Source organism: Streptomyces sp. NBC_01669, from assembly GCF_026339735.1.
GTDB lineage: Bacteria > Actinomycetota > Actinomycetes > Streptomycetales > Streptomycetaceae > Streptomyces > Streptomyces yanii.
Genome location: NZ_JAPEQG010000002.1, coordinates 127,011 through 150,703, shown reverse-complemented (window position 1 = coordinate 150,703; position 23,693 = coordinate 127,011). Strand labels below are relative to the sequence as shown.

The 23,693-nt window shown below is 73.9% G+C and carries 7 protein-coding genes and 2 pseudogenes; 8 read left to right on the top strand and 1 reads right to left on the bottom strand.

From position 1 onward, the window contains the following. Positions 1-103 precede the first annotated feature (103 nt). Positions 104-1,099, bottom strand: a complete 996-nt coding sequence (locus OG972_RS41485) for an aldo/keto reductase (RefSeq protein WP_266991365.1) — start codon at positions 1,097-1,099, stop codon at positions 104-106. Between the two features lie 260 nt (positions 1,100-1,359). On the opposite strand from OG972_RS41485, the gene OG972_RS41480 reads away from it, so the two are divergent. The 8 genes and pseudogenes from OG972_RS41480 (at position 1,360) to OG972_RS41445 (ending at position 23,556) form a co-directional block, all read left to right on the top strand. After that, the gene (locus OG972_RS41480) at positions 1,360-2,772 is read left to right on the top strand and encodes a four-carbon acid sugar kinase family protein (RefSeq protein WP_266991363.1); all 1,413 of its coding nucleotides are present in this window, start codon (positions 1,360-1,362) and stop codon (positions 2,770-2,772) included. Then, on the top strand, positions 2,769-3,821 hold the full coding sequence (pdxA, locus tag OG972_RS41475) for a 4-hydroxythreonine-4-phosphate dehydrogenase PdxA (RefSeq protein WP_266991361.1): 1,053 nt from the start codon (positions 2,769-2,771) through the stop codon (positions 3,819-3,821). The genes OG972_RS41480 and pdxA overlap by 4 nt, the downstream gene beginning before the upstream one ends. After that, complete coding sequence (locus tag OG972_RS41470; protein WP_266991359.1) at positions 3,818-4,603, top strand: DeoR/GlpR family DNA-binding transcription regulator; 786 nt, start codon at positions 3,818-3,820, stop codon at positions 4,601-4,603. Before pdxA ends, OG972_RS41470 begins: the two co-directional genes overlap by 4 nt. Before the next feature lie 330 nt (positions 4,604-4,933). Then, positions 4,934-5,494: pseudogene (locus tag OG972_RS41465) on the top strand (IS6 family transposase); the annotation flags it as partial. Between the two features lie 52 nt (positions 5,495-5,546). Then, the gene (locus tag OG972_RS41460; protein ID WP_266991357.1) at positions 5,547-7,655 is read left to right on the top strand and encodes an ISAzo13 family transposase; all 2,109 of its coding nucleotides are present in this window, start codon (positions 5,547-5,549) and stop codon (positions 7,653-7,655) included. Positions 7,656-7,668: 13 nt separating this feature from the next. After that, positions 7,669-7,832 (top strand): annotated as a pseudogene (locus OG972_RS41455) (IS6 family transposase); the annotation flags it as partial. A gap of 413 nt (positions 7,833-8,245) precedes the next feature. Next, positions 8,246-14,629, top strand: a complete 6,384-nt coding sequence (locus OG972_RS41450; RefSeq protein ID WP_266991355.1) for a non-ribosomal peptide synthetase — start codon at positions 8,246-8,248, stop codon at positions 14,627-14,629. Then, a complete protein-coding gene (locus tag OG972_RS41445; RefSeq protein WP_266991353.1) occupies positions 14,626-23,556 on the top strand; it encodes a non-ribosomal peptide synthetase in 8,931 nt (2,976 codons plus the stop codon). The genes OG972_RS41450 and OG972_RS41445 overlap by 4 nt, the downstream gene beginning before the upstream one ends. The last annotated feature ends 137 nt before the right edge of the window (positions 23,557-23,693 follow it).

Here is a 23,693-nt window from a genome sequence, read left to right as displayed (position 1 = left end):
CGGCCGGGGTTCCAGCAGTGGCGCGGCAGGCGACGCCTGCTCCGTCGAGGGGCGGTGCCAGGTGCGGCGGGAGTGTCTGCGGGGCGTCGTGACGGGACAGCCCTCAGCGGTGGTAGGGCGGCATGGGGCCGCGCAGGCCGTTGCTCGCCTGTTCGCAGGCGTCGAGTACGTCCTCGGGCAACGGGCCCGCCGCGGCCGCCTCCAGGTTGCTGCGCAGCTGGGCGGTGTTGGACGAGCCGATCAGGACCGCGTGGGTGGAGTCCCGGTGCAGCAGCCAGCGCAGCGCCAGGGCGGCGAGCGGGATCCCGGCCTGCTCGGCCACGTCCGTCAGCCGGGCCACGGCCGCGAGTAGCTCGTCGTTCCAGTAGCGGTCGTGGTAAGCATCGGCGAGACGGGAGGTGGTGAACCGGCCCGCGCCGGGCTTCTCCCGCCCGGAGTAACGCCCCGTCAGCAAGCCGCCTGCCAGGGCGTTGAAGGCCATCAGGCGTATCCCGCGTGCCGTCGGGTGCGCGGCGTACTCGATGAACTCCTCCTCGATGCGGCGGGCCAGCAGATTGTGCAGTTGCTGGGCTACCACGGGCCGCGGCGCGTTCATCTCGTCGGCGAGCCGCATGAGTTCGGCCACCCGCCAGGAGGGGAAGTTGGAGACACCCAGTGCGCGTATGCGGCCCTCGGACGCCAGCTCCGCCACCGCCTCCATCGTATCGGCCGCCGGTGTTGCGTGGTCGGGCTGGTGCAGATAGAAGAGGTCGACGTACTCCGTGCCGAGCCGTTTCAGGCTGCCTTCCAGCGCGGCCCGCAGTCCCGCACGCGACAGCGGGGCGTGGCCCTCCTGGTCCGGGTGCGGGATGCCGGCCTTGGTGGCCAGCACCATCCGGTCGCGTCGTGACGGCAGCAGCCCGGCGAGAATGCGCTCCGTCTCACCGCCGGCGTAGACGTTCGCCGTGTCCACCCCCGTGATGCCCGCGTCGAGTGCCATGTCGAGCAGGTCGGCGGCGCCCGCCCGGTCGACGGTGTCGCCGAACGTCATGGTGCCGAGCACCAGGGGGGACAACGGGACGGGTACGCCCGGGAGATGGACGTCGCGGGCGGTGACCATGGGGATTCCTTCCACGAAGGCGGCGATGGTGTCGAGCCCGCCCGGCACTCCGGGCCGCAGGGCGTGCAGTCGACGGTGGCAGTCGTGCGCACTTCACGCAAGGGGTCTCGCGCGAAGTGCGCAGGACTGTCATGCTGGCCGCGAAGGCCCGGACCGCCGTGGGGCTGCGGCAGGCTGCTTCGTGCGTGGCCCCGGCGGTCGTTCGGCCACGCCCGCAGGCGAGGAAGCCGCGGGCGACGGAGGAGAGTAGGAGGCCGCTCGTGCCGCCCGTGCCGTTCGAAGGGTTCGACGACGAAGTGGGTTCGTCGCTCGTGGTGCTCGCGGACGACCTGTCCGGTGCGGCGGAGTGCGCGGCCCTGCTGCCCTGCTGCCGCGCGATCGATCTCGACCCGGCCGCCTCGGGTCCGCCCGGGCGGACCCGGGTCATCGACCTCGACTCGCGGCGGAGCAGCGCCGCCGGGGCGGCGCTGCTCGTGGCACACGCGGTGCACCGCCACGAACCGGCCGGCGGACGGCTGGTGAAGAAGGCCGACTCGCTGCTGCGGGGCCATTTCGCCCCGGAGGCCCGGGCGTTCGGGGAAGGGGCGGAAGGTCTCCTGGTGATACCCGCGCTCCCCGCCGCCGGCCGGACCGTCCGCGACGGGGTCGTACGGCTGCACGGAGTCCCCCTGCACCGCACCGACGCCTGGCAGGCGGAACCCGGACCGCCGCCCCGGTCGGTGGCCGAGGCGCTCGGCGCTGCCCGCACCGTCGCCGTACGCCTGGACGACGTACGGGCCGGAGCACGGAGCCTGGAACACCGGCTGCGCTCCGGTCTCGCTGCCGGCACGGCCCTGGTGTGCGACGCGGAGACGGACGCCGACCTGGACGCCCTCGCAGGAGCCCTGCTCAGGCTGCCGCGGACCGTACGGACCATAGGCGCCGGCGGTATCGTCGCCGCCCTGGGACGGCGGTCCGCTACCGGGGTGCAGAGCACCGGCCCCGGGGGACGGCGGTCCGCCGCCGGGGGACAGCGCATCGGCCCCGGCCGGCCGGCACCGGAGACCTTCCGTCCGGTCGCGGTCGTCGTCGGCACCGCACACCGCGGCGCGGCTGCGCAGATCGCGCAGCTGTCCGCGCGTGGTGCCCAGCACATCGCCCTTCCTGCCGCTTCCCTGGTCGCCGACCCCCGGAGCGGCCGGCCGGGCGCACCGGACACCGAGCATCGCGCCCCCGCCACCGCCGTCGGCCACGTCCGCGCCCGTGCCCCGTACACGGGTCCCGGGCCCGTCCGACTGCCCGCCCCGGTCACGGTGTTCAGCATCGCCCCCACCGGCACGGTCGATCCCTCGGCGGCGCCCCGCCTCGTGCACGGCCTGTGCCGTGCCGTCGCCGGACGGCTGCCGCCAAACGCCGATCTCGTCCTCACCGGCGGCGAGACCGCCCGGACCCTCCTGGACGCGCTCGCGGTCACCTCGCTGCTGCCTGTCGGGCAGGTACACCACGGCGCGGTGCGCTGCCGCACCCCGCAAGGACGCGGCGTCGTCATCCGTCCGGGAAGCCACGGCGGCCCGGACTCCCTGGTGCGCATGGTCGAGGCACTGCTCCCGGACCGCAACCGCCCGGCCCGCGCCGGAACAACGCCCCGAACGCCCGCAGGCACGAACACCCCATCCGATGGAGGACCGCGATGAACGCCCCCTTGCACAGCCCCGACCGACCCCGGACGGCCACGCCTGCCGACGACCACCGCCCCTTGGTCGCGGTCACTATGGGGGACGGTGCGGGTGTCGGCCCCGAGGTCGTCATGGCGGCGCTCGGCCACCCCGACATCGTCCACGGCTGCCGGCCCCTGGTCATCGGTGACGCCCGCAGGCTTCGGGAGGCCGCCGCCCTCGTCGGCAGCGGCGACACCGTGGTCACGGTGACCGGACCCGGGGACGCCGACTGGACTCCCGGCCGCGTCAACGTCGTCGACCTGGACCTGCTCCCCGCCGGCCTGCCGTGGGGGCGGCTCGCCCCGGAGGCGGGCGAGGCCGCCTACCGCTACGTCGAGGAGGCCGCGCGGCTGGCGGTGCGCGGCGACGTCGACGCCATCTGCACGGCCCCCCTCAACAAGGAGGCCCTGCGGCTCGCCGGTCACGAGTACGCCGGACACACCGAACTGCTCGCGCGGCTGACGGGCGTGGACGAGGTGTCGATGATGCTGACCACCCCTGAGCTGAACGTCATCCATGTCACCACCCACCTCGGCCTCATCGACGCGGTGAACCGCATCGATCCGCCCCTGGTCGAGCGCACCGTGCGCCGCGGTCACCAGGCCCTGGTGCGGGCGGGGACCGCCGAGCCCGTCATCGGCGTCTGCGGCATCAACCCGCACGCGGGCGAGAACGGCCTCTTCGGCAACGGCGAGGAGGAGGCGAAGATCGCTCCCGCCCTCGCGGCGCTGCGCGCCGACGGCATCGACGCCCAAGGTCCGCTTCCCGCGGACACGGCGTTCTTCCTGGCCGCCCGGGGGGACTACGATCTGATCGTGGCGATGTACCACGACCAGGGCCATGCCCCGGTCAAGGTCCTCGGCATCGAGAACGGCGTCAACGTCACCGTCGGACTCCCCGTCATCCGCACTTCCGTCGACCACGGCACCGCCTTCGACATCGCCGGAACCGGCACCGCCCGGGGCGGCAGCATGGTCGAGGCGCTTCGCCAGGCGGTCGCCCTTGCCACCGAAAGGCACCGATGACCAGTGCGGAAGCCCGCGCCAGGCGCGAAAGCATCGTGGAGCTGGCCCAGGACGCCGGTCCGACGGGAGTGGACGAGCTCAGTGTGCGCTTCGCGGTGAGCCCGTCCACGATCCGCCGCGACCTCGCCCGCCTCACCGCCGACGGACGCCTCGCCCGCACGTACGGCGGAGCCATGGCGCTGACCGCTTCCGCCGAGACGTCCCTGCAGCGGCGTACGGCCGAGGCTGCCGAGGCCAAGCGGGCCATCGCGGCGCTCGCGGTGACCCGCATCGCGCCGGGCGCCACGGTCCTGTTCGACGCCGGTTCCACGGTGGCCGCACTGGCCCGGGCCCTGCGCGGGGTGGCGGACGGGGTCACCGTCGCGACCCCCAGCCTGTCCGCGGTGTTCGAACTCGGCGGGGCCGAAGGCGTGCATCTCACCTGCCTGGGTGGCCACTACCGGCCGCTCAGCCACGCGTTCGTCGGCCCGCTCGCCGAAGCGGCGCTGGAACGCATGACGTTCGACGCGGTGTTCCTCGGCACTGACGGCGTCTCGCCCGCACTCGGGATCTGCGAGGCCGACGCGGAGCAGATCAGGCTCAAGGAACTGATGGCGCGCCGGTCGCACCGGGTGTACGTCCTCGCCCACGCGGCGAAGCTGGGAGCGGCCCCCTTCCACGCCTGGGCCCCCTGGCAGCCCGGCTGGACCCTCGTCACCGAGACCTCGGCGGACCCGGCCCTGCTCGACGCGCTGCGCGCCCGCGACGTCGAGGTGCTGCTCGCGCCACCGACGTCTGACTGACCGGGCAGCAGCGGCGCCCAACGCCTGCCCGGCCGACCGCACGGGTCCGCCGCCGGGCGTGATCTTCGATCGAACGAAGCGCGCTTCGAGTCCGGTGCGGCTGGCCGGTGCGCCGGCACGGCCGCAACCCCGGGCGCTCCCGTACCGCTCAGGACGCAAGGCCGAGCAGGGCGTTCGCGACCGCCGGTCCGCTCTCCTCGGCGATCGAGTCCGGCAACTGGGCATCGCGCACGGGCGCGAAACGGACCGAAGAGGCGTCCTGCGGGCGCTGTCACGTTGGCTGGCTGAGTGGGATGATCTTCGGGTTGATCATGCTGGAGAGGGTTGTCCGTGGGGGACGTGTCGCCGTCGTACAAGGGCCATCGGTACCCGGTCGAGGTGATCTCCCACTGTGTGTGGCTGTACTTCCGGTTTCCGCTGTCCTTCCGTGAGGTGGAGGAGCTGATGCTCGAGCGCGGTGTCGTCGTCTCGTATGAGACGGTCCGCCGCTGGTGTGCCAAGTTCGGGCAGTGCTACGCCGGCGCGCTGCGCCGCCGGCAGCCCCGGCCCGGCGACAAGTGGCATCTGGGCGAGGTCTTCATCAAGGTCAACGGTGAGCGGAAGTACCTGTGGCGGGCCGTGGATCAGGATGGCGATGTCCTGGACATCCTCGTGCAGAACCGCCGGGACACTGCCGCGGCCCGGTGGTTCTTCCGTAGACTGCTGAAGACGACCCGCACAGTGCCCCGGGTGGTCGTCACCGACAAGTTGCGCTCCTACGGCGCGGCTCACCGTGAGGTCATGCCCTCGGTGGAGCACCGCTCGCACAAGGGTCTGAACAACCGGGCGGAGAACAGCCACCAGCCAACCAGGCAGCGTGAACGGGCGATGAAGGGCTTCCGCTCCGTAGGGGCTTGTAAAGAATCAACGCGTTGCTTTGGGGGCTCTGGCGCGTTGGTCTGGTATGCGCATACCGAGTGAGGTTCGTGATCAACTCGCCCTGAGGTTCGGGGTGTTGTTTCCGCATCTGGATGAGCGGCAGCAGCGGCTGGCGCTGGCCACCGAGGCCCGGCTGCTGGGCCATGGCGGGGTCCGGGCCGTCGCGCGCACTGCGGGCGTGAGCGAAACGACGGTGCGGAAGGGGGTCTTCGAGCTGGAGGGCGGCGAGGATCCGCTGCCCGGGTGGAGGGTTCGCCGCTGTGGTGGCGGGCGCAAGAGTGCCGAGGAGCTGGACCCGCGGCTCGTTCCGGCTCTGCTGGCGCTGGTCGAGCCGGACGAGCGGGGTGATCCCATATCGCCGTTGCGCTGGACGACCAAGTCGCTGCGGCACCTGGCCGAGGAGCTCGCCGGGCAGGGGCATCCCGTCTCGGCGCCCACGGTGGGCCGGCTGCTGCGGGAGAACGGCTTCAGTCTCCAGGTCAACGCCAAGACTCTGGAGGGCAGGCAGCACCCTGACCGGGACGCCCAGTTCCGCTACATCAACGAGCAGGTCAAGCAGCACCAGGGTGCCGGGGAGCCGGTCATCAGCGTGGATGCCAAGAAGAAGGAGAAGCTCGGCCAGCTGCCCAACGCCGGCCGTGAGTGGCGCCCGAAGGGCGAGCCGGTCAAGGTGGAGGACCACAGCTTCTTCTTCTGTGCCCGGCCCGACGCCGAGCAGGCCATTCCCTACGGTGTCTACGACCTCACCGCCGATACCGGCTGGGTCAACGTCGGGTGCGACCACGACACGGCCGCCTTCGCGGTCGCGTCCATCCGCCGTTGGTGGCAGGCTCGCGGACGAGACGACTACCCGCAGGCCACCCGGTTGCTGATCACCGCGGACGCGGGTGGCTCCAACGGTTATCGCAGCCGGGTCTGGAAGGCCGAACTGGCCGCGCTGGCCGCCGAGACGGGCCTGAAGATTACGGTGTGTCACTTTCCGCCGGGTGCTTCAAAATGGAATAAAATTGAGCATCGGCTGTTCTCCCACATCACGATGAACTGGCGCGGCCGGCCGCTGACCAGCCACGAAGTCGTCGTCCAGACCATCGCCTCAACCCGGACCCGCACCGGGCTACGGGTCGAGGCCGCCCTGGACACCGGCGCCTATCCCACCGGCGTCACGGTCGGCACCGACCGCATGAAGGCACTTCCCCTCGAGCCGCACACCGAGCGCGGCACCTGGAACTACACCATCCGCCCCGCGGACAAGCCCACCGTCCCGGCGGCCCCCGGGAAGGCCCCGCTGCTGGAGCGGGCAGCGGACCTTGAGCTGCTGTCCGACCCGCGCCTGACCGGGATGAACCACGAAGAACTGGACGCGATGGCCCGGCGCCTGGCCCCCGCCCAGGCCGCACGGCGCGAAGAACTCCGCCACCAGCAGCGCGGCGGGAAACGCCGCCAGGTACCGGGAGCCCACGGCCGGTCCCTGCTCTCGGCCAGGGACCGCCTCCTGATCACCGTCCTGCATCTGCGGCAGGTGTGCGCCCAGAAAGTCCTGGCCGAGATCCTCCAGGTCACCCCGCCGGCGATCGGCCAGGCAATCAGGGAGACCCGGCCTGTGCTGGACGAGCACCACTACGCCATCACCCCCACCGCCTTGCACTTCACCCAGGCGCAGGAGGTCCTCGCCTTCGTACGGACTGGCTCCGCCACCCCGCCCCGGCGGTCGGACATCTCCACGGTGCTGACCGACCCGTCACTGACCGGCATGAGCCGCGAGGACCTGCAGAAACTGACCGATCGGCTGCTGGTGAGGTATACGGCCCTGCGGGAACGGCGCCGCTACCAGCGGCGCGGCGGGCCGCGTCAGCCCGGGACGAACGGAGGCGCCTTCCACCAGAAGATCCTCCACGCGGAACGCATCCTGATCGCAGTCCTCCACCAGCGCACCGTATGCACCCGACAGGTACTCGCTGACCTGTTCGACGTCACCCCGCAGACCATCGGCACCATCTTCCGTGACCTCCGCCCCCTCCTGGAGGAAGACGGCCACCTCCCGACACCGGCCACGCCCTTCCGCACCGCAGCGGACCTCCTCGCCTCCGTGGCACCACCCGAAAACGCTCCGCAGAAGGCCGAATCACCACGTTGATTTTTTACAGCCCCTAGGTGGGGCCCAACGGTTCCTGTCCGCGTTCAGCGGGATCTCGCCCACTTCCGACCCCGCCGCCACCTGATGACCGCACACCACTACCGAGCCGAAATTCGCCACCGCTTCGCCATCTGGGACCAGATCACCGGCGCTGTCGGCCGGCCCACCACGGCCTGAACACAGGCCCGGACCGGGGCCCACCATGCCCCGACGCCCCGTCAGGCACGTACACACCCAACAACGTGACAGCGCCCGAACAGAGCATCCGCCCGCAGGGTCAGGCACTCGTAGAACTCGCGGCGAAACCGGGATAACCCGGTCAATGCCTCGACGCGCGCAGCGTCGTCTTGCAGACTGTCCATCACGGCCTTTGGGTTGATCGACTGTCGACTTCAGCGAGAAGACACGATCACGCAAAGGCCGCCCAGCTGTCAGGCGAACGACGAACCCCACCAAGACGTGATCTTGGTGAGGTTAATAGTCAAGCTCAGATGAAGCGGATCTTGTTCAGCATACACGTCAGCATGGGTGTTCGGAGGTGGCTCCGACCGCTATAGGCTCGATATAGGTGGTACACCCAGGGTCGTATCATGGCGACATCCTGTGAGGACCAGGGCTGGGCCCTATCAGCAGTGCAGCACGAGATCTGGCGGGCGCAGCAGCTGCATCCCGGCAGCACCGCCTACCAGGTCGGCGGCTACCTCGAGTTCACCGGCCAGGCCAGGCCCGGCCTGGTCGAGGCCGCCGCGCGGTCGGCGGTCGCCGAGGCCGACGCTCTGCATCTGCGGATCGAGGTCGTGGACGGCGAGCCGCGGCTGCTGCCGGACCTGGCGCCGGACTGGCCGCTGCCGCGGGTGGATCTCACGGACCCCGACGCCTTTCCTGACCGCACCGCCGGCTCCTCGGCTCGGCAAGCGGCCGAGGAGTGGATGCTGCGGGACTTCGTCCGGCTGCCCGACCCGGGTGACCCGCTGTTCGCGATCTCGCTGCTGATCCTGGCCCCGGATCTGGTCCGCCTGGTCGTCCGGGCCGACCACCTGGTCATCGACGGCGTCGGCATGGCCGGGTTCGCCCGGCGCGTGCTGGCGGTGTACGGCGCGAGCCTGCACGGCGAGCCGCCGCAGGACAGCGGCTGGGTCGGGCTGAACACCTTCGCCGAGGCCGAGGCGGCGTACCGCGGGTCCGAGGCGTACGCGCAGGACCGGACGTTCTGGACCGACCGGATGACGGGGCGCTCGGCCGTCGCCGGGCTGGCCGGCCGGCGCGGCCGGACACTCGTCCCGCCGCTGCACCACGAGCACCCCGTGCCCGAAGACCTCGCCGGCCGGCTGCGGCCGGTCGCCGAGGAACTCGGCGTCGCCTGGCCCGCGCTGGTCGTCGCCACCGCCGCATACGTGCACCGCGCGACGGGCCGCACTGACCTGGTGGTCGGCTTCCCGCTGACCGGGCGGCTGGACAAGGCGTCCCGGAGCACGCCGGCGATGACTGCGAACGTGGTTCCGTTGCGGCTGGCGGTGCACCGAGAACTGAGCTTGGGCACACTCGCGCGGCAGGCGTTCGGGGAGATCGCGGAGGTGTTCGTCCACCAGCTTTACCCGCACGACGAGCTGCTGCACGACCTCGCGCTCGACGGCGGCGTGTTCGACGTGGCGGTCAACGTGCTGCCGTTCAAGCGCCGCGCCGTTTTCGGCGAGCAGGAAGCGGCGAGCCTCAATGTGCTGACGAACGGGCCGACCGATGACCTGTACGTCGGCTTCCACGGCGACCCGGGCACCGGGGATCTGGCGATCCGGCTGGATGCGCACCCTGATGTGTACCTGCCCTCAGACCTTGAACGGCATCGCGACGGAGTGTTGCGGTTGCTGGCCGCAGGGCTCGACGATCCGGACCGGCTGATCGGCGCGATGGACGTGCTGGACGCGGGGGAGCGGCGGGCTCTGCTGGCCGGATCCGCCGCCGCGCCCGCGCCGGGTACCGAGTCCTCGTCCTTGCTCGCGGACTTCGAGGCGCAGGCCGCCCGCACCCCCGGCGCGGTCGCCGTGATCGACGGAGACCGCCAGGTCACCTATGCCGAGCTCGACGCCCGCGCCGCGCGGCTGGCGCACGTCCTCGCGGGATGCGGGGTGCGGGCCGAGAGCCCGGTCGTCGTGACGATGGACCGGTCGGCCGACATGGTCGCCGCGCTGCTCGCCGTGTGGCGGGCCGGCGGTTGTTTCGTGCCGGTCGATCCGCACGCGCCCGCCGCGCGGTGGCGCACCATCGCCCGGGACTGTGCGGCCGTGCTGCTGCTCGCCGACCGCAGGCCGGACGAAGCCGGGGTGCCGGTCGTGGTGCCGGCCGATGCGGATGGACCTGACGGAGACGGAACCGATGCACACCGGCCCGATGGAGCGCAGGCCGCGTACGCGATGTTCACCTCCGGCTCGACTGGCCGCCCCAAAGCCGTGTCGGTGAGCCACGCCGCGCTCGCCAACCGGGTGCGCTGGGCCGTGCGCGCGCACGGTCTGGGCGCGGCCGACAGGGTCCTGCAGAAGACCGCGCTGACCTTCGACGCCTCGCTGTGGGAGGTGTTCGCCCCCTTGGCCGCCGGCGGCACGGTGGTCCTGGCACCGTCCCGCGCCGAGCACGACCCCGAGGCGATCGTGCGGTCGGTGATCGAGCACGGGGTCACCGTGCTGCAAGCCGTGCCGAGCGTGCTGCGGCTGCTGGTCGACGTCCCGCGGTGGCCGCGCTGCACCTCGCTGCGGTTGCTGTTCTCGGCTGGCGAGCTGCTGGACGCGGGCCTCGCACAGCGCGCCGTGGGGCCGCTGGGCGTCGCACTGTGGAACACCTACGGCCCCACCGAGTGCGCGATCGATGTCAGCGCCCAGAGGCACGACCCGGAGCAACAGAGCGGGCCGGTCCCGATCGGCCGGCCGATCGACGGCGCGCGCCTGCTGGTCCTCACCGAGGACGGCGACCTCGCACCGCGCGGCGTGGCGGGCGAGTTGTTCGTCGGAGGCGCCGGTCTGGCCCGCGGCTACCTGGGCCGACCCGAGCTGACCGCGCGATCGTTCGTCCCGGACCCGTTCGGCCCGCCCGGCTCCCGGCTCTACCGGACCGGCGACCTCGTCCGCCGACGGGAGGACGGCGTGCTGGAGTACCTGGGGCGGCTGGACGCGCAGCTCAAGGTCAACGGGGTGCGGGTGGAGCCGACAGAGGTCGAGGCCGCCCTCGCCGAGCATCCGGACGTGCGCGGCGCGGTCGTCCTGGCGGAGGCGGACGGCGGCGGCGGGCAGCGGCTGTGCGCGTACCTGACAGTGCGTCGCGAGCTGGTCCCGGGCGAACTGCGCGCGTTCCTCGCCGACCGGCTGCCCGCGCCGCTGCTGCCGGCGGTGTTCCGCACGGTCGAGGCCTTCCCGCTGACCCGCGGCGGCAAGACCGATCGGGCCGCGTTGCGTAGCGGCGGCGCGCAGCAGGTGTCGTCGCAGGGCTCGTATGTGCCGCCGCGCACCCCGGCCGAGACAATGGTCGCCGAGGCGTGGGGCCGGCTGCTCACGGCTCGCCCGATCGGGGCGAATGACGACTTCTTCCAGCTCGGCGGCACGTCGCTGCAGGTGACCCGGCTGGCCGAGGAGCTGCGGGCGCAGACCGGCCGGCCGGTGTCGTTCCGGCGGCTGTTCGAGCGCACGACGGTGGCCGAGCAGGCTGAGCTGATCCAGGCCGCCTCCGATGAGGACGGGACCGCCGTCTCGGATGCCTCCGGGGCTTCGCCGCGAGCCGAGGAGGGGGCGCCGGCCGAGCTGTCCTTCGGCCAGTACCGGCTGTGGGCGCTGGACCAGGCGGACCCGGGCAGTCCCGAATGGGCCGTGCCCGCGATCCTGCGCCTGCCGCCGTGCGCCGACCGGGGCCAGGAGGAACGGCGGGTCGGCGCGGCGCTGCGGGCCCTCGCCGAGCGGCACGAGATCCTGCGCACCCGGTACGCGGACGGCCCGGACGGGCCCGTGTCGCTGGTGGATCCGGCCGGGCCGGTGCGGCTCACGGTGTACGAAGGTCCGGAGGACGGCGTCCCGGACGCCTGCGCCGAGCTGCTGCGGCACGGCTTCGACCTGGCCGCCGGGCCGGTGTGGCGGGCGCTCCTGCTGCGGGTGCCGGGCGCGCCGTCCCGGCTGCTGCTGGCGCTGCACCACATCGCCTGCGACGGCTGGTCGGTGGTGCTGCTGGAGCGTGACTTCCAGCGGCTCTACGAGCAGACCCCTGACACGGCCCAGGAACAGCCCCGCAACGGCTCGGGTCAGGCGCTGCCGCCGCTCACCGTGCGCTACGCGGATCACGCCGCCCGGCAGCGGCGCGAGCAGGCTGGTGGCGCGTTCGACGACCAGCTCGCGTACTGGCGGACCGCGCTCGACGGGCTGCCGGTGCTGGAGCTGCCGACCGACTACCGGCGTCCCGCCAAACGCGACCCGCGGGGCGCGCTGGCCTCGTTCACCGTCCCGCCGGACGCCGCGGAGCGGCTGCTGCGGCTGGGCCGGGAGCACGGCGCGACCCCGTTCATGACGCTGCTGACCGGGTTCTGCGCGGTGCTGTCCCGCTACAGCGGGCAGACCGACCTGGCGGTGGGCACCCCGGTCGCCGGGCGCGGGGCACCCGGGCTGGACGACGTGGTCGGGTTCTTCCTCAACACCCTGGTGCTGCGCTGCGACACCGGCGGCGACCCGACGTTCCGTCAGCTGCTGGAGCGGGTGCGGGGGGTGTGCCGGGCCGCGTTCGCGCGCCAGGACCTGCCGTTCGAACGGCTGGTGGACGAGCTGCGGGTGCCGCGCGACCCCTCTTCGACGCCGCTGTACCGGGTCGCGTTCGACCTGCACGAGGAGGGCCTGACCAGCACCGCGATGGCGGCTGACGACCTGGCGGCGCTGGGTGCGGCCTGGCGGGTGGCGAAGACCGACCTGACGGTGCTGCTGCGGCGGCGCTCGGACGGCAGCCTGCTCGGCGCGCTGGAGTACGCGGCGGCCTTGTTCGCGCCCGAGACCGCGGCGCAGCTCGCGCAGCACCTCGCCGCCGTGCTGGAACGAGCCGGCGAGACAACTGACATGACGCTGTCGGAGCTGTCAGGGCTCGTGGTTGAGGCGACGACTGCGGCGGCGACGACGGCATCGCCGGCGCACGCGCCGGACGGCTGGGAACCGGTGCCGGACGTCGTCGCCGCGCAAGCCTGCCGCGTCCCCGAGGAAGCCGCCGTGATCAGTGCCGACAGCACGGTCAGCTACGCCGCCCTCGACGCGCGTGCCGGGCATCTGGGCCGGGTGCTGCGCGAAGCGGGAGCCGTCCCCGGCACCGTGGTCGGCGTCCTCCTGGGCGCCGAGCCGGACCTGATCGCCGGGCTGCTCGCGGTGTGGCGAGCCGGGGCCGCGTACCTGCCGCTGGACCCTGACACCCCCGCCGAGCGGATCGCGCAGACCCTTGACGACGCCGACGCGGTCGCCGTCCTCACCTCCTCATCGTTCGCCGGCCGGCTGGCGCCGGGACGGCCGTCCGTGCTGGTCGACGGGGCCAACGGGGCGGACCGGCAGCCGGCCGGCGCCGGGCTCGAGCACCGGCCGGCCGATCCGGACCAGCTCGCCTACGTGATCTACACCTCCGGGTCCACCGGGCGTTCGAAGGGTGTCCAGGTCACGCATCGTGCGCTCGCCGCGTACATGCAGTGGACCGTCGAGGCCGTCGCCAAGCGCGGTGCCGGCGGCGCGCCACTGCTGTCGTCCATCGCCTACGACCTGGTGGTGACCGCGCTCTATGGACCGTTGATGACCGGTCAGCCCGTACACCTGCTGCCCGAGCGCCTGCCGACCGCCGAGCTCGGACCGGTGCTCGCCGCACGCGGCCCGTTCAGCTTTCTCAAGCTCACCCCCGGCCACCTGGAGATCCTCAGCCACACCCTGGACGCGCCGACCGCCGCCGGGCTGGCGCGGACCCTGGTGGTGGCCGGCGAGGCGCTGCCCGCGCCGCTGGCCGAGCGATGGCTCGGGCTGCTCGGGCCCGGCCGCCTGATCAACGAGTACGGGCCGACGGAGGCGGCGGTCGGCACCACGGTCCACCCGGTCGACACGGTCGTGCCTGGCGTCGCCGTGCCGATCGGCGAAGCGCTGCCGCACGCCACCGTGCATGTCCTGGACGAGGCGATGCGGCCGCTGCCGCGCGGAGCGGTCGGCGAGCTGTACGTCGGAGGGGCCGGGGTGGCGCGCGGCTACCTGGGCCGGCCCGGATTGACCGCGCGGTCGTTCGTGCCGGACCCGTTCGGGCCGCCCGGCTCCCGGCTCTACCGCACCGGCGACCGGGCGCGGATCGGCGTGGACGGCGCCGTGGACTTCTGCGGGCGGTTCGACGACCAGGTGAAGGTGCGCGGCTTCCGGGTCGAGCCGGCCGAGGTGCAGGCGGTGCTGCTGGAGCACGCGGCGGTGCGGGACGCGTTCGTGACCGCCGGGGACGGCCGGCTGACGGCATACCTGGTGCCGGCCGACGGCGGCGAGCTGCCGGACGCCGCGGAACTCGCGGCCCACGCGCGGCGCAAGCTGCCCGAGCACATGGTCCCGGCGTGGTTCGTCGCGGTGGACGAGATGCCGCTGACCGGGAACGGCGAGGTCGACCGCGCGGCGCTGCCCGCGCCGCAGGCGGCGGCCGCGACCGCCGGGATCGCGCCGCGCACGCCGGAGGAGGCGCGGATCGTGGAGCTGTGGGAGGAGGCGCTGGGCGTGCCGGTCGGGGTGCACGACGACTTCTTCTGGCTCGGCGGGCACTCGATGCTGGCGATCCGGATGATCGCGCGGGTACGCGAGGACTTCGCCGTGGACCTGCCGGCCACGGCCTTCTTCGACGACCCGACGCCGGCCGGGCTGGCCCGGCGCGTCCTGGCCGCGATCGAAGCCGAGCTGGACGACCTGTCGGATGAGCAACTGGCCGCGGCGCTGGCCGCCGTGGACGCCGGGGGGATGCGATGAACGACCGGGAGCGGGCACGCGCGGAGCTGCTGCGGGCGCGGCGGGCCGGCGGGCGGCGGGGCCTCGGCGCCACCGCGGCCGGCCAGGAAACTGACATGGCGCCCAGCCAGGGGACTGACACCACGGCCGGCCAGGCGGCCGACAGGGTCGCCGACGGCGCGGCGAGCCGGTCGGTGCCTCGGCCCGTGTCGGCGGGCCAGCGACAGCTCTGGGTGCTGGACCGCCTCGCGCCCGGCAGCCCCGCGTACCTGATGACCGGCCGGCTGCGGCTGCGCGGCTCCCTCACCCCGGACGCTTGGCGGCGGGCCTGGGAGGAGGTCACGGCCCGGCACGAGATCCTCCGTACCCGGTACCGCGAGCAGAACGGCGAACCCGTGCAGGTGGTGGACGAGCCCGGGCCGGTGCGGCTCACCGTCCTGGACCTATCGCGGGACCGCGATGCCGAGCGGCGGGTCGACGACCTGGTCGCGGCGGAGTCGCGCCGGCCGTTCGCGCTGGAACGGGAGTGGCCGGTGCGTACCTGGCTGCTGCGCGTCGCAGAGGACGAGCACGTCGCGGTCACGGTGCTGCACCACATCGCCTTCGACGGCTGGTCGATGCGGATCCTGCTCCACGAGTTGCACGCGCTGTACGCCGCGTTCGCTGAGGGACGGCCCTCGCCGCTGCCTCCGGTCGCCGTCCAGTACGCCGACTTCGCGGCCTGGCAGCGCGGCCACCTCGCCGCCTCGACCGCCGAGCTGGACCACTGGCGGGAGCGGCTCGACGGCCTGACCCCGCTGGAGCTGCCCGCCGACCGGCCGCGCGCCGCCGTCCGCGACGAGTCCGGCGCCGTGCTGCGGCGCACCATTCCCGCGCCGCTGGCCGAGCGGCTGCGCACCCTTGCGAGGAGCCACCGGGCGAGCCTGTTCATGGTGGCGCTCGCGGTGTTCCAGATCCAGGTCGGCCGCTACACCGGCCGTCGCGACGTCGCGGTCGGCACGCCGGTCGCCGGGCGGACCCGCCCGGAGTTCGCCGATCTGATCGGATACGCCGTCAACACCCTGGTGCTGCGCACCCGGTGGGCCGGCGACCCGGCGTTCGCCGAACTGCTCGCCTCGGTACGGACCACCGTGCTGGACGCGCAGGCCCACCAGGACGTGCCGTTCGAGCATCTGGTGCGCGAGTTGGCCCCCGAGCGGGATGCCTCCCGCCCGCCGCTGTTCCAGCTGTCGTTCGGGATGCACGACGGTCCGGAGTCCGCAGACCTGCCCGGCGTCCGGACGAGCCGGGAGGACGTGGACAGCGGGGTCGCGAAGTTCGAGCTCGGCGTGCAGCTCGCGGAACGGCCGGACGGCTCGGTCGGCGTCGAGCTGGAATACGCGACCGCGTTGTTCGACCCGGAGACCGTCGAGCGGTTCGCCGCGCACTATCTGCATCTGCTGGCCTCGGCCGCCGACGATCCGGACGCGCCGCTGTCCCGGCTCGCGATGCTGACCGAGCAGGACCGCACGGAGCTCGTCTCCACTCCCGCCACGCTCCCCGAGGCCGACCGCTGCCTGCACGAGGCGTTCCAGGAGCAGGCCGCCCGCCACCCCGGCAAGACCGCCGTCACGTACCGCGGGGAGCAGTGGACGTACGGCCGGCTCGACTCCCAGGCCGAGGAGATCGCCCGGCGCCTGCGCGCCCTCGGCGCGGGCCCTGAGACCGTGGTCGGGGTGTGCCTGGAGCCCGGTCCGGAGCTGGTCGCCGCTGTGCTCGGGGTGCTGAAATCCGGCGCGGGCTACCTGCCGCTGGACCCCGCCTACCCGCTGGAGCGCTTGCGGCTGCTGGTCGAGGACGCGCGTGCGGCGCTGCTCGTGACGACGGAGCGGCATGAGCCCGAGGCTCGGAAGGTCCACGACGGGCCGACGCTGGTCCTGGACGCCGAGCGGCCGGAGTCCGACCTGTCGCCTTCTGAGTTGTCGCTCTCTGGCATGTCGACGTCGGACCTGCCGCCGTCCGGCCTGTCGGCGGAGGCGCCGCCGGTCCGGCCCGGGAACCTTGCCTACGTCATCTTCACGTCGGGCTCGACCGGCCGCCCCAAGCCGGTCGCCGTGACCCACGCCAACGCCGCGCGCCTGTTCGCGGCCGCGTCCGCCGAACTGGACTGCCGGTCCTTCGACGTGTGGGCGATGACGCACTCCTTCGCCTTCGACTTCTCGGTCTGGGAGCTGTGGGGCGCGCTGCTGCACGGCGGGCGGCTGGTCGTCGTCCCGCCCGAGACCGCGCGCGCCCCGGAGGAACTCGCCGAACTGCTGGCCCGCGAGGGCGTCACCGTCCTCAGCCAGACGCCCGCGGCGTTCAGCGGCCTGACGATGGTGGCTGAGCACGGCGGCTCAGGGGTCGACGATCTCGCCCTTCGCGCGGTCGTCTTCGGCGGGGAGCGGCTGGAGCCGGCCGCCCTCAGCCCGTGGCTGGACCGGTGGGGACCAGGCCGGCCCGCGTTGGTCAACATGTACGGGATCACCGAGACCACCGTCCACGTCACCGCCCACCGGCTGTTGCCCGAGGACGTGAGCGCCACAGCCAGCCCGATCGGGCACCCCCTGGCAGACCTCGTGGTGCGGCTGCTCGGTCCGGACGGACGCCCGGTGCCGCGGGGCGCGGCCGGGGAGGTCTGCGTCGGCGGGGCGGGTGTGGCGCGCGGCTACCTGCACCAGCCGGGGCTGACCGCGCAGCGCTTCGTCCCCGACCCCTACGGCGCACCCGGCAGCCGCCTCTACCGCAGCGGCGACCTGGCCCGCCGCCGTGCCGACGGTGTCCTGGAATACCTGGGGCGGGCCGACCAGCAGGTCAAGATCCGGGGCTACCGGATCGAGCCCGGCGAGATCGAGAACGCGCTGCTCGCGCAGCCGGAGCTCGCCCAGGCCGCGGTGGTGGCCCGGGAGGAGGCCTCCGGGGCCAGGCGGCTGGTGGCGTACGTGGTGCCCGCGCCCGGCGCGGTGGCTGACCCGGACGCGGTCCTGGCGCGGCTGCGGGAAGTGCTGCCCGCGCACCTGCTGCCCTCGGCGGTGATGCCGCTGAGCCGGCTGCCGCTGACCGGTAACGGCAAGGTGAACCGCGCCGCGCTGCCTGTCCCCTTCGTGCCCGCAGCGTCTCAGGCCGCTGAGTCAGGGCCGGAAAACGCGGCGGCGCGGCCCGGGACGGAGGCCGAGCGGCTGCTGTGCGCGGCCGTCGGCGACCTGCTGGGACTGCCGGCCGTGGGCCTGGACGACGACTTCTTCGCCATCGGCGGGGACAGCATCATCGCGATCCAGCTCGTCGGCCGGGCGCTGCCCGCCGGCGTGGCGATCAGCGCCCGGGACGTCTTCGAACACCGCACGGTGCGGCGGCTGGCCGCCCGGGCCGCACAGGCGGGCCCGGCGTCGGACGGCGCCGGGCAGCCGACGCCCGACGACGGCATCGGGACGGCGCCGCTGACCCCGATCATGCGCGCCGCCGTGGAGCGCGGCGGCCCGATCGCCGGCCACCACCAGTGCGTGGTGGTGGACGTGCCCGCGGACCTCGGGCTCGACCGGCTCGCCCGGGCGCTGCAGGCGCTGGTCGACCGGCACGACGTGCTGCGCTGCCGACTGACGTCGAGCGGCCTGGAGATCCCGGCGCCGGGGAGTGTGCCGGTCGCCGACCGGGTGCGCCGCGCCGGGCCGGCGACCGCCGAGCTGGTCCGCGCCGAGGCGGATGCCGCGCGCGGCCGGCTCGATCCGGTGGCGGGCGTCGTGATGCAGGCCGTCTGGTTCGACGCCGGGCCCGGCCGGGCGGGCCAGGTGCTGCTGATGCTGCACCACCTGGTCGTGGACGGCGTGTCCTGGCGGATCCTGCTGCCGCAGCTCGCTCAGGCCTGGCGGGCGGTCGCGGCGGGGCGGGAACCGGTGCTGCCGGAGGCCGGGACGTCGTTCCGGCGCTGGGCCGAGCAGTTGCGGCAGCGGGCTGCCGGGGACGAGGCGCGCGCCGAGTTGCCCTGGTGGGAGGCCACGGTGCGCGACCAGCCGCCACGGCTGGCGGCGCGTGCCCTGGACTCGTCTCGCGATACCGCGCACACCCGGCGTTCGATCACCGTTCGCACGCCCGGCGGGCCGACGGCGGCCCTGCTGACGACCTTGCCGGCGGCGTTCCGCGCGGGGCCGGACGAGGTGCTGCTGACCGCGCTGGCGCTGGCGTTCGCCGAGTGGCGGCCGGCCGGCGGCGGAGCGCTGCTGGTGGATGTGGAGAGCCACGGCAGGCACGCCTCGGACGAGCGGGCGGACCTGTCCCGGACGGTCGGCTGGTTCACCGGTGTCTATCCGGTCCGACTGGAGGCCGGTGGCGTTGGTGATGGTGGTGATGGCGCGGTGGCCGAAGCGGTGAAGGCCGTCAAGGAACAGCTGCGGCGGGTGCCCGGGGACGGGCTTGGATTCGGCCTGCTCCGGTATCTGGCCCCGGAGCCGTCCGAGGTGCTGGTCCGGGCCGACCTGCCAGAGGTCTGCTTCAACTACCTCGGCAGGATCGCGGGTCCCGGCGGGGCCGCCGAACCGTGGTCGCCGTCCGCGACCGGCCGCGACGTACGCGGCGGGACGGACCCGGACGCGCCACTGTCCTACGCGGTGGAGTTCAACGCGGTCGCCGAGGACGGCGGCGGGAAGGCCGGCGAGGCGCTCGAGCTGGCGACGACGATCTCCTGGCCGGCGGGCCTGCTGGACCCGGCGGATGTGGAGCGCCTGGCCGGCGCGTGGAGCAGGGCCCTGACCCGCCTGGCCGACTTCGCCGACCGCGCCGGCCTCGCGGGGCGGCCGGGAGCCGGCGGGCGCACCCCGTCGGACCTGCCGCTGGTGGCGCTCACCCAGGCCGACATCGACCGGCTGGAGGCCGGCGGACGCCCGGTGGCCGACGTCTGGCCCGCGACGCCGTTGCAGGAGGGCATGCTCTACCACCACGTCCTGGACGGGGCGGGGTCGCCCGAGGTGTACGCGGTGCAGCTGGTGTTCGACCTGCCGGACGGCGTGGACGCCGACGGGCTGCGGGCCGCGGTGCGGACGCTGCTCGTCCGGCACGGGCACCTGCGGTCGGCGTTCTGGTACCCGGACTCGGGGCGGCCGGTGCGGGTCGTCCACGACCAGGCGCCCGAGCCGCCGTGCCGCGTGGTCGACCTGACCGGGGCGGCGGACCTCGGCGAGCGGCTGGAGCGCCTGTTCGCCGAGGAGCGCACGCGCCGCTTCGACGAGACCGTCGCGCCTGTGCTGCGGCTGGTGGTGGCCGATACCGGCGCGGGCCGTCGGCGTGCCGCGCTGACCTGCCACCACGTTCTGCTCGACGGCTGGTCGCTGCCTTTGCTCGCGGCCGAGCTGACGGCGGCGATGGCGGCGGTCGGGGGATCGGGCGGCCTGGGTGGCGTGGACGATGTGAGCGACGCGGGCGGCGTGCACGAGGACGGATACCGCGACTACCTCGCGTGGCTCGGCAGGCAGGACCGCCCCGCTGCGACCCGAGCGTGGCGCGAAATGCTGTCGGGCGTCTCGCAGGGTTCGCTGGTCGCGCCGTCGGCGCTGCGGGAGCCGCCGTCCTGGCCGCGGTCGGCGTCGGTGCGACTGACGGCCGCGCAAACCAGTGTCCTGACGCGTGCGGCGTCGCGCTGCGGCGTCACGATGAACACCGTGGTGCAGAGCGCGTGGGGGCTGCTGCTGGCGCGGCGTCTCGGGCAGCGCGACGTCGTGTTCGGCAGCGTCGTGTCCGGCCGCTCGCCGGAGGTCCCCGGCATCGAGCGGATGCTCGGCTTCTTCCTCAACACCGTGCCCGTCCGCGTCCGTCCGGAGCCCGGCGAGAGCCTGGCCGACCTGGTGCGGCGCGTGCAGGAGCAGCAGGCCGCGCTGACCCCGCACCACCACCTCGGGCTCGCCGGGATACAGCGCTCCCTCGGCGTGGACGTCCTGTTCGACACGCTGACCGTGTTCGAGAACTACCCCGTCGACGCCGCGGCGGTCGCCGCCGCCGGCGACGTCGAAATCCACCACGCGCTGCACTACCCGCTCGCGCTGTTCACCCACCCCGGCGAGGCGATCCGGCTCGAACTGCGCTACCAGCCTGCGGTGTTCACCGCCGAGGACGCGACCGGGGTGCTGCATGAGCTGGCGGAGGTGCTGGCGGCCGTCGCCGAGGACCCGGGACGGCCGGTGGAGCCGCTGATCACCGGTCCGGTCCCGACGCCCCAGGCGCAGCCCTCCGGTGCGGGTTCGAGGCCTGAGGTGACGACGGTCGTCCAGCTGTTCCAGGAGCAGGTTGCCCGCACGCCGGATGCCGTCGCGCTGCTCTGCGACGGCGTGGCCACCACATACGCCGACCTCGACGCCCGCGCCAACCGGCTCGCGCACCACCTCATCGGCCGCGGTGCGGGGCCGGAGCGGATCGTCGCGCTCCGGCTGCCGCGCGGTGCGGACCTGCTGGTCGCCGTCCTCGCGGTGCTCAAATCAGGGGCCGCATACCTGCCGCTGGACCCCGCCGATCCGCCGGCCCGGCTCACCGCCGCGGCTGAGCCGCTCCTGGTACTGGACGACGCCACGCCGCCGGGCCTGGCCGGGCTGCCCGTGACCGCCCCGTGCCCGGCGCTGGACCCCGCACACCCGGTCTGCGTGCTGCCGACGTCGGGCAGCACCGGGCGGCCCAAGGCGGTCTGCCTGACACACGAGGCGGTCGCCGAGCTGGTCCGCTGGGCCGGCCTCGAGTTCGGCCCGGCGCGGCTGGCGCGCGTGCTCGCCGCCACTCCGCTGACCTTCGACGTGTCGTTGTTCGAGCTGTTCGGGCCGTTGTGCGCCGGCGGGACCGTCGAACTCGTGGCAGGGCACGACGATCTCGCGGGCCGACAGGCGGAGCTGGTGGTCGCGGTGCCGTCCGTGCTGACGGCTGCGGCGCGGCGCGGGCTTCGCGGGGCGGGGGCGGGGACGGTGGTGCTGGCCGGGGAGGCGCTGACCGCTCGTGTCGCCAGGACGGTTCGGGAAGCGCTCGGGGCGTCCGAGATGGTGAACGCGTACGGGCCGACCGAGGCCACGGTGTACGCCACGGTGTGGTGGCAGGGCGAGGGCTCCCGCAACACCGATCCCGGCGCCGACCGCGATACCGACAGGCGCCTCGACCGCGACACTGCTGTGCCGATCGGTCGGCCGCGTCCCGGGGTGCGGGTCTACGTGCTCGATGATCAGCTGCGGCCCGCACCGCCCGGCCGCGTCGGCGAGCTGTACCTCGCCGGCTCCGGCCTGGCGCGCGGCTACCAGGGCGACCCGGCGCTGACCGCAGCCGCGTTCGGCCCCGACCCGTTCGGTGCGCCGGGCGAGCGGATGTACCGGACCGGCGATCTCGCGCGGCGACTCGCGGACGGCGGCTTGGAGTTCGCCGGCCGCGTCGACGACCAGGTGAAGATCCGGGGCGTCCGGGTGGAGCCGGGAGATGTGGCCGTCGTGCTCGGCGAGCATCCCGGGGTCGTCGAGGCCGCGGTCGTCGTGCGCTCGCTGCCGGACGGCACGCCCGCGCTCGCCGGGTTCGCCGTGCCGGCCGCACCCGCCGTGTCCGGTGCCGTCACCGTCGCGGACCTGCGCCGGCACCTCGCCGCGCGGCTGGCCAGCCCGGCCGTCCCGACGTGGCTGGAGCTGGTGGACGAGCTGCCGCGCACCCGGCACGGCAAGCTCGACGCGGCCGCCCTGCCCAGGCCCGTACCGGCTGGCTACCGATCGCCGTCCGGCGTGCACGAGACCGCACTGTGTGCGCTGTTCACGGAGCTGCTGGATGTGGAGGGGGACGGGCCGCCGGTCGGCGCGGACGACGACTTCTTCGCCCTCGGCGGGCGTTCGCTGGTCGCCCTGCGGTTGCTGGCCCGGCTTCGCACCGAGTACGGCGCCGAGCTGAGCGTCCGCGATCTGTACGGCGCGCCCACCCCGGCGGGCCTGGCCTCGCTGCTCTCAGAGGAGGCGGCGCGATGGGAGGTGGCGCGCCTGTACGAGCGGCATCCGTACCCTTCCCCGGATGGGGACGCCGAGCTGATCCACGACACCGCGAACGGCCTCTCCCACCTGCTGGAGGACGAGAAGCTGGCCGGGTGGCGGGTGCTGGACGCGGGCTGTGGGACCGGGCACCGCCTGGTCGCGGCGGCGCTGCGCTACCCCTGTGCCTCGTTCCTGGGCATCGACCCGTCCGCGCGGTCCCTCGGCGTGGCGCGGGAACTGGCCGAGCGGCACGGTGCGAGCAACGTAGAGTTCCAGCTCGGCGCGGTGCCCGGCCGCGAACCGGAGGGCGTGTTCGACCTGGTGATCAGCACGGGGGTGGTGCACCACCTCGCCGACCCCGCCGGCGCGCTGCGGCGGCTCACGGCCCTGCTCGCCCCGGACGGCCTGCTGTTCCTGTGGCTCTACCACGCCTACGGCGAGCACGACAGGATGCTGAATCGGGAGCTGACTCGGCTGCTGGCCCGCGACGGCGCGGACCTGGACCTCGTCCGCGCCCTCGGCCTGTCCCTGGACGCGGACCGCTACGGCGCGACCGCCGCCGGACCCGCGGGTGTCGCCACCCGCGCGGCACAGGATGCTGACGCGTTCCTGCACCCGGTGGTCGAGCCCCGCACCTTCGCCGAGCTCCCCGGGCTGTTCGCGACGGCCGAGGCGGACTGGCTGAGCGCGTTCGGGATCAATACCGGAGGCGGTGGTCGGCTGCTCGACCTGAGCGGTGCCGACCAGGGACGGTCGGTGCCGTTTCTGCGCCCCGAGGAGTTGTTCGACGACCCGGAGCTGCGGGCCCGGGTCGCCGGGCTGTCCGCGCTGGATCGGCTGCGGGTCGTCGAACTCCGGACGCGGCCCACCGGCTTCAGCGTGGTCGCCGGGCGCGGCGACGCGCTGGAGCGGTGCCTTCCGCGGGTGCGGGGCAACGTTTTCGGGGGTCTACTCGGGTCCTCCTGAGTCCGCGGGGGCTGTGGCGGCTGCGACGGTCGCGGGGGTCGCGGGCGTCGCGGGGCCAGGCTGGTTCCCGCGCGGGCTCCCCGCACGCCGCCGTACGCCCGTACGTGAGGGCCCTGGAGAGCCTGGGGCGAGCCGAA

What these genes read in the sequence shown, in the direction of transcription:
- OG972_RS41445 (WP_266991353.1), top strand. Translation starts at nt 14,626, where the DNA reads ATGAACGACCGGGAGCGGGCACGCGCGGAGCTGCTGCGGGCGCGGCGG.
- OG972_RS41460 (WP_266991357.1), top strand. Translation starts at nt 5,547, where the DNA reads ATGCGCATACCGAGTGAGGTTCGTGATCAACTCGCCCTGAGGTTCGGG.
- OG972_RS41470 (WP_266991359.1), top strand. Translation starts at nt 3,818, where the DNA reads ATGACCAGTGCGGAAGCCCGCGCCAGGCGCGAAAGCATCGTGGAGCTG.
- pdxA (WP_266991361.1), top strand. Translation starts at nt 2,769, where the DNA reads ATGAACGCCCCCTTGCACAGCCCCGACCGACCCCGGACGGCCACGCCT.
- OG972_RS41485 (WP_266991365.1), bottom strand. Translation starts at nt 1,099, where the DNA reads ATGGTCACCGCCCGCGACGTCCATCTCCCGGGCGTACCCGTCCCGTTG.
- OG972_RS41450 (WP_266991355.1), top strand. Translation starts at nt 8,246, where the DNA reads ATGGCGACATCCTGTGAGGACCAGGGCTGGGCCCTATCAGCAGTGCAG.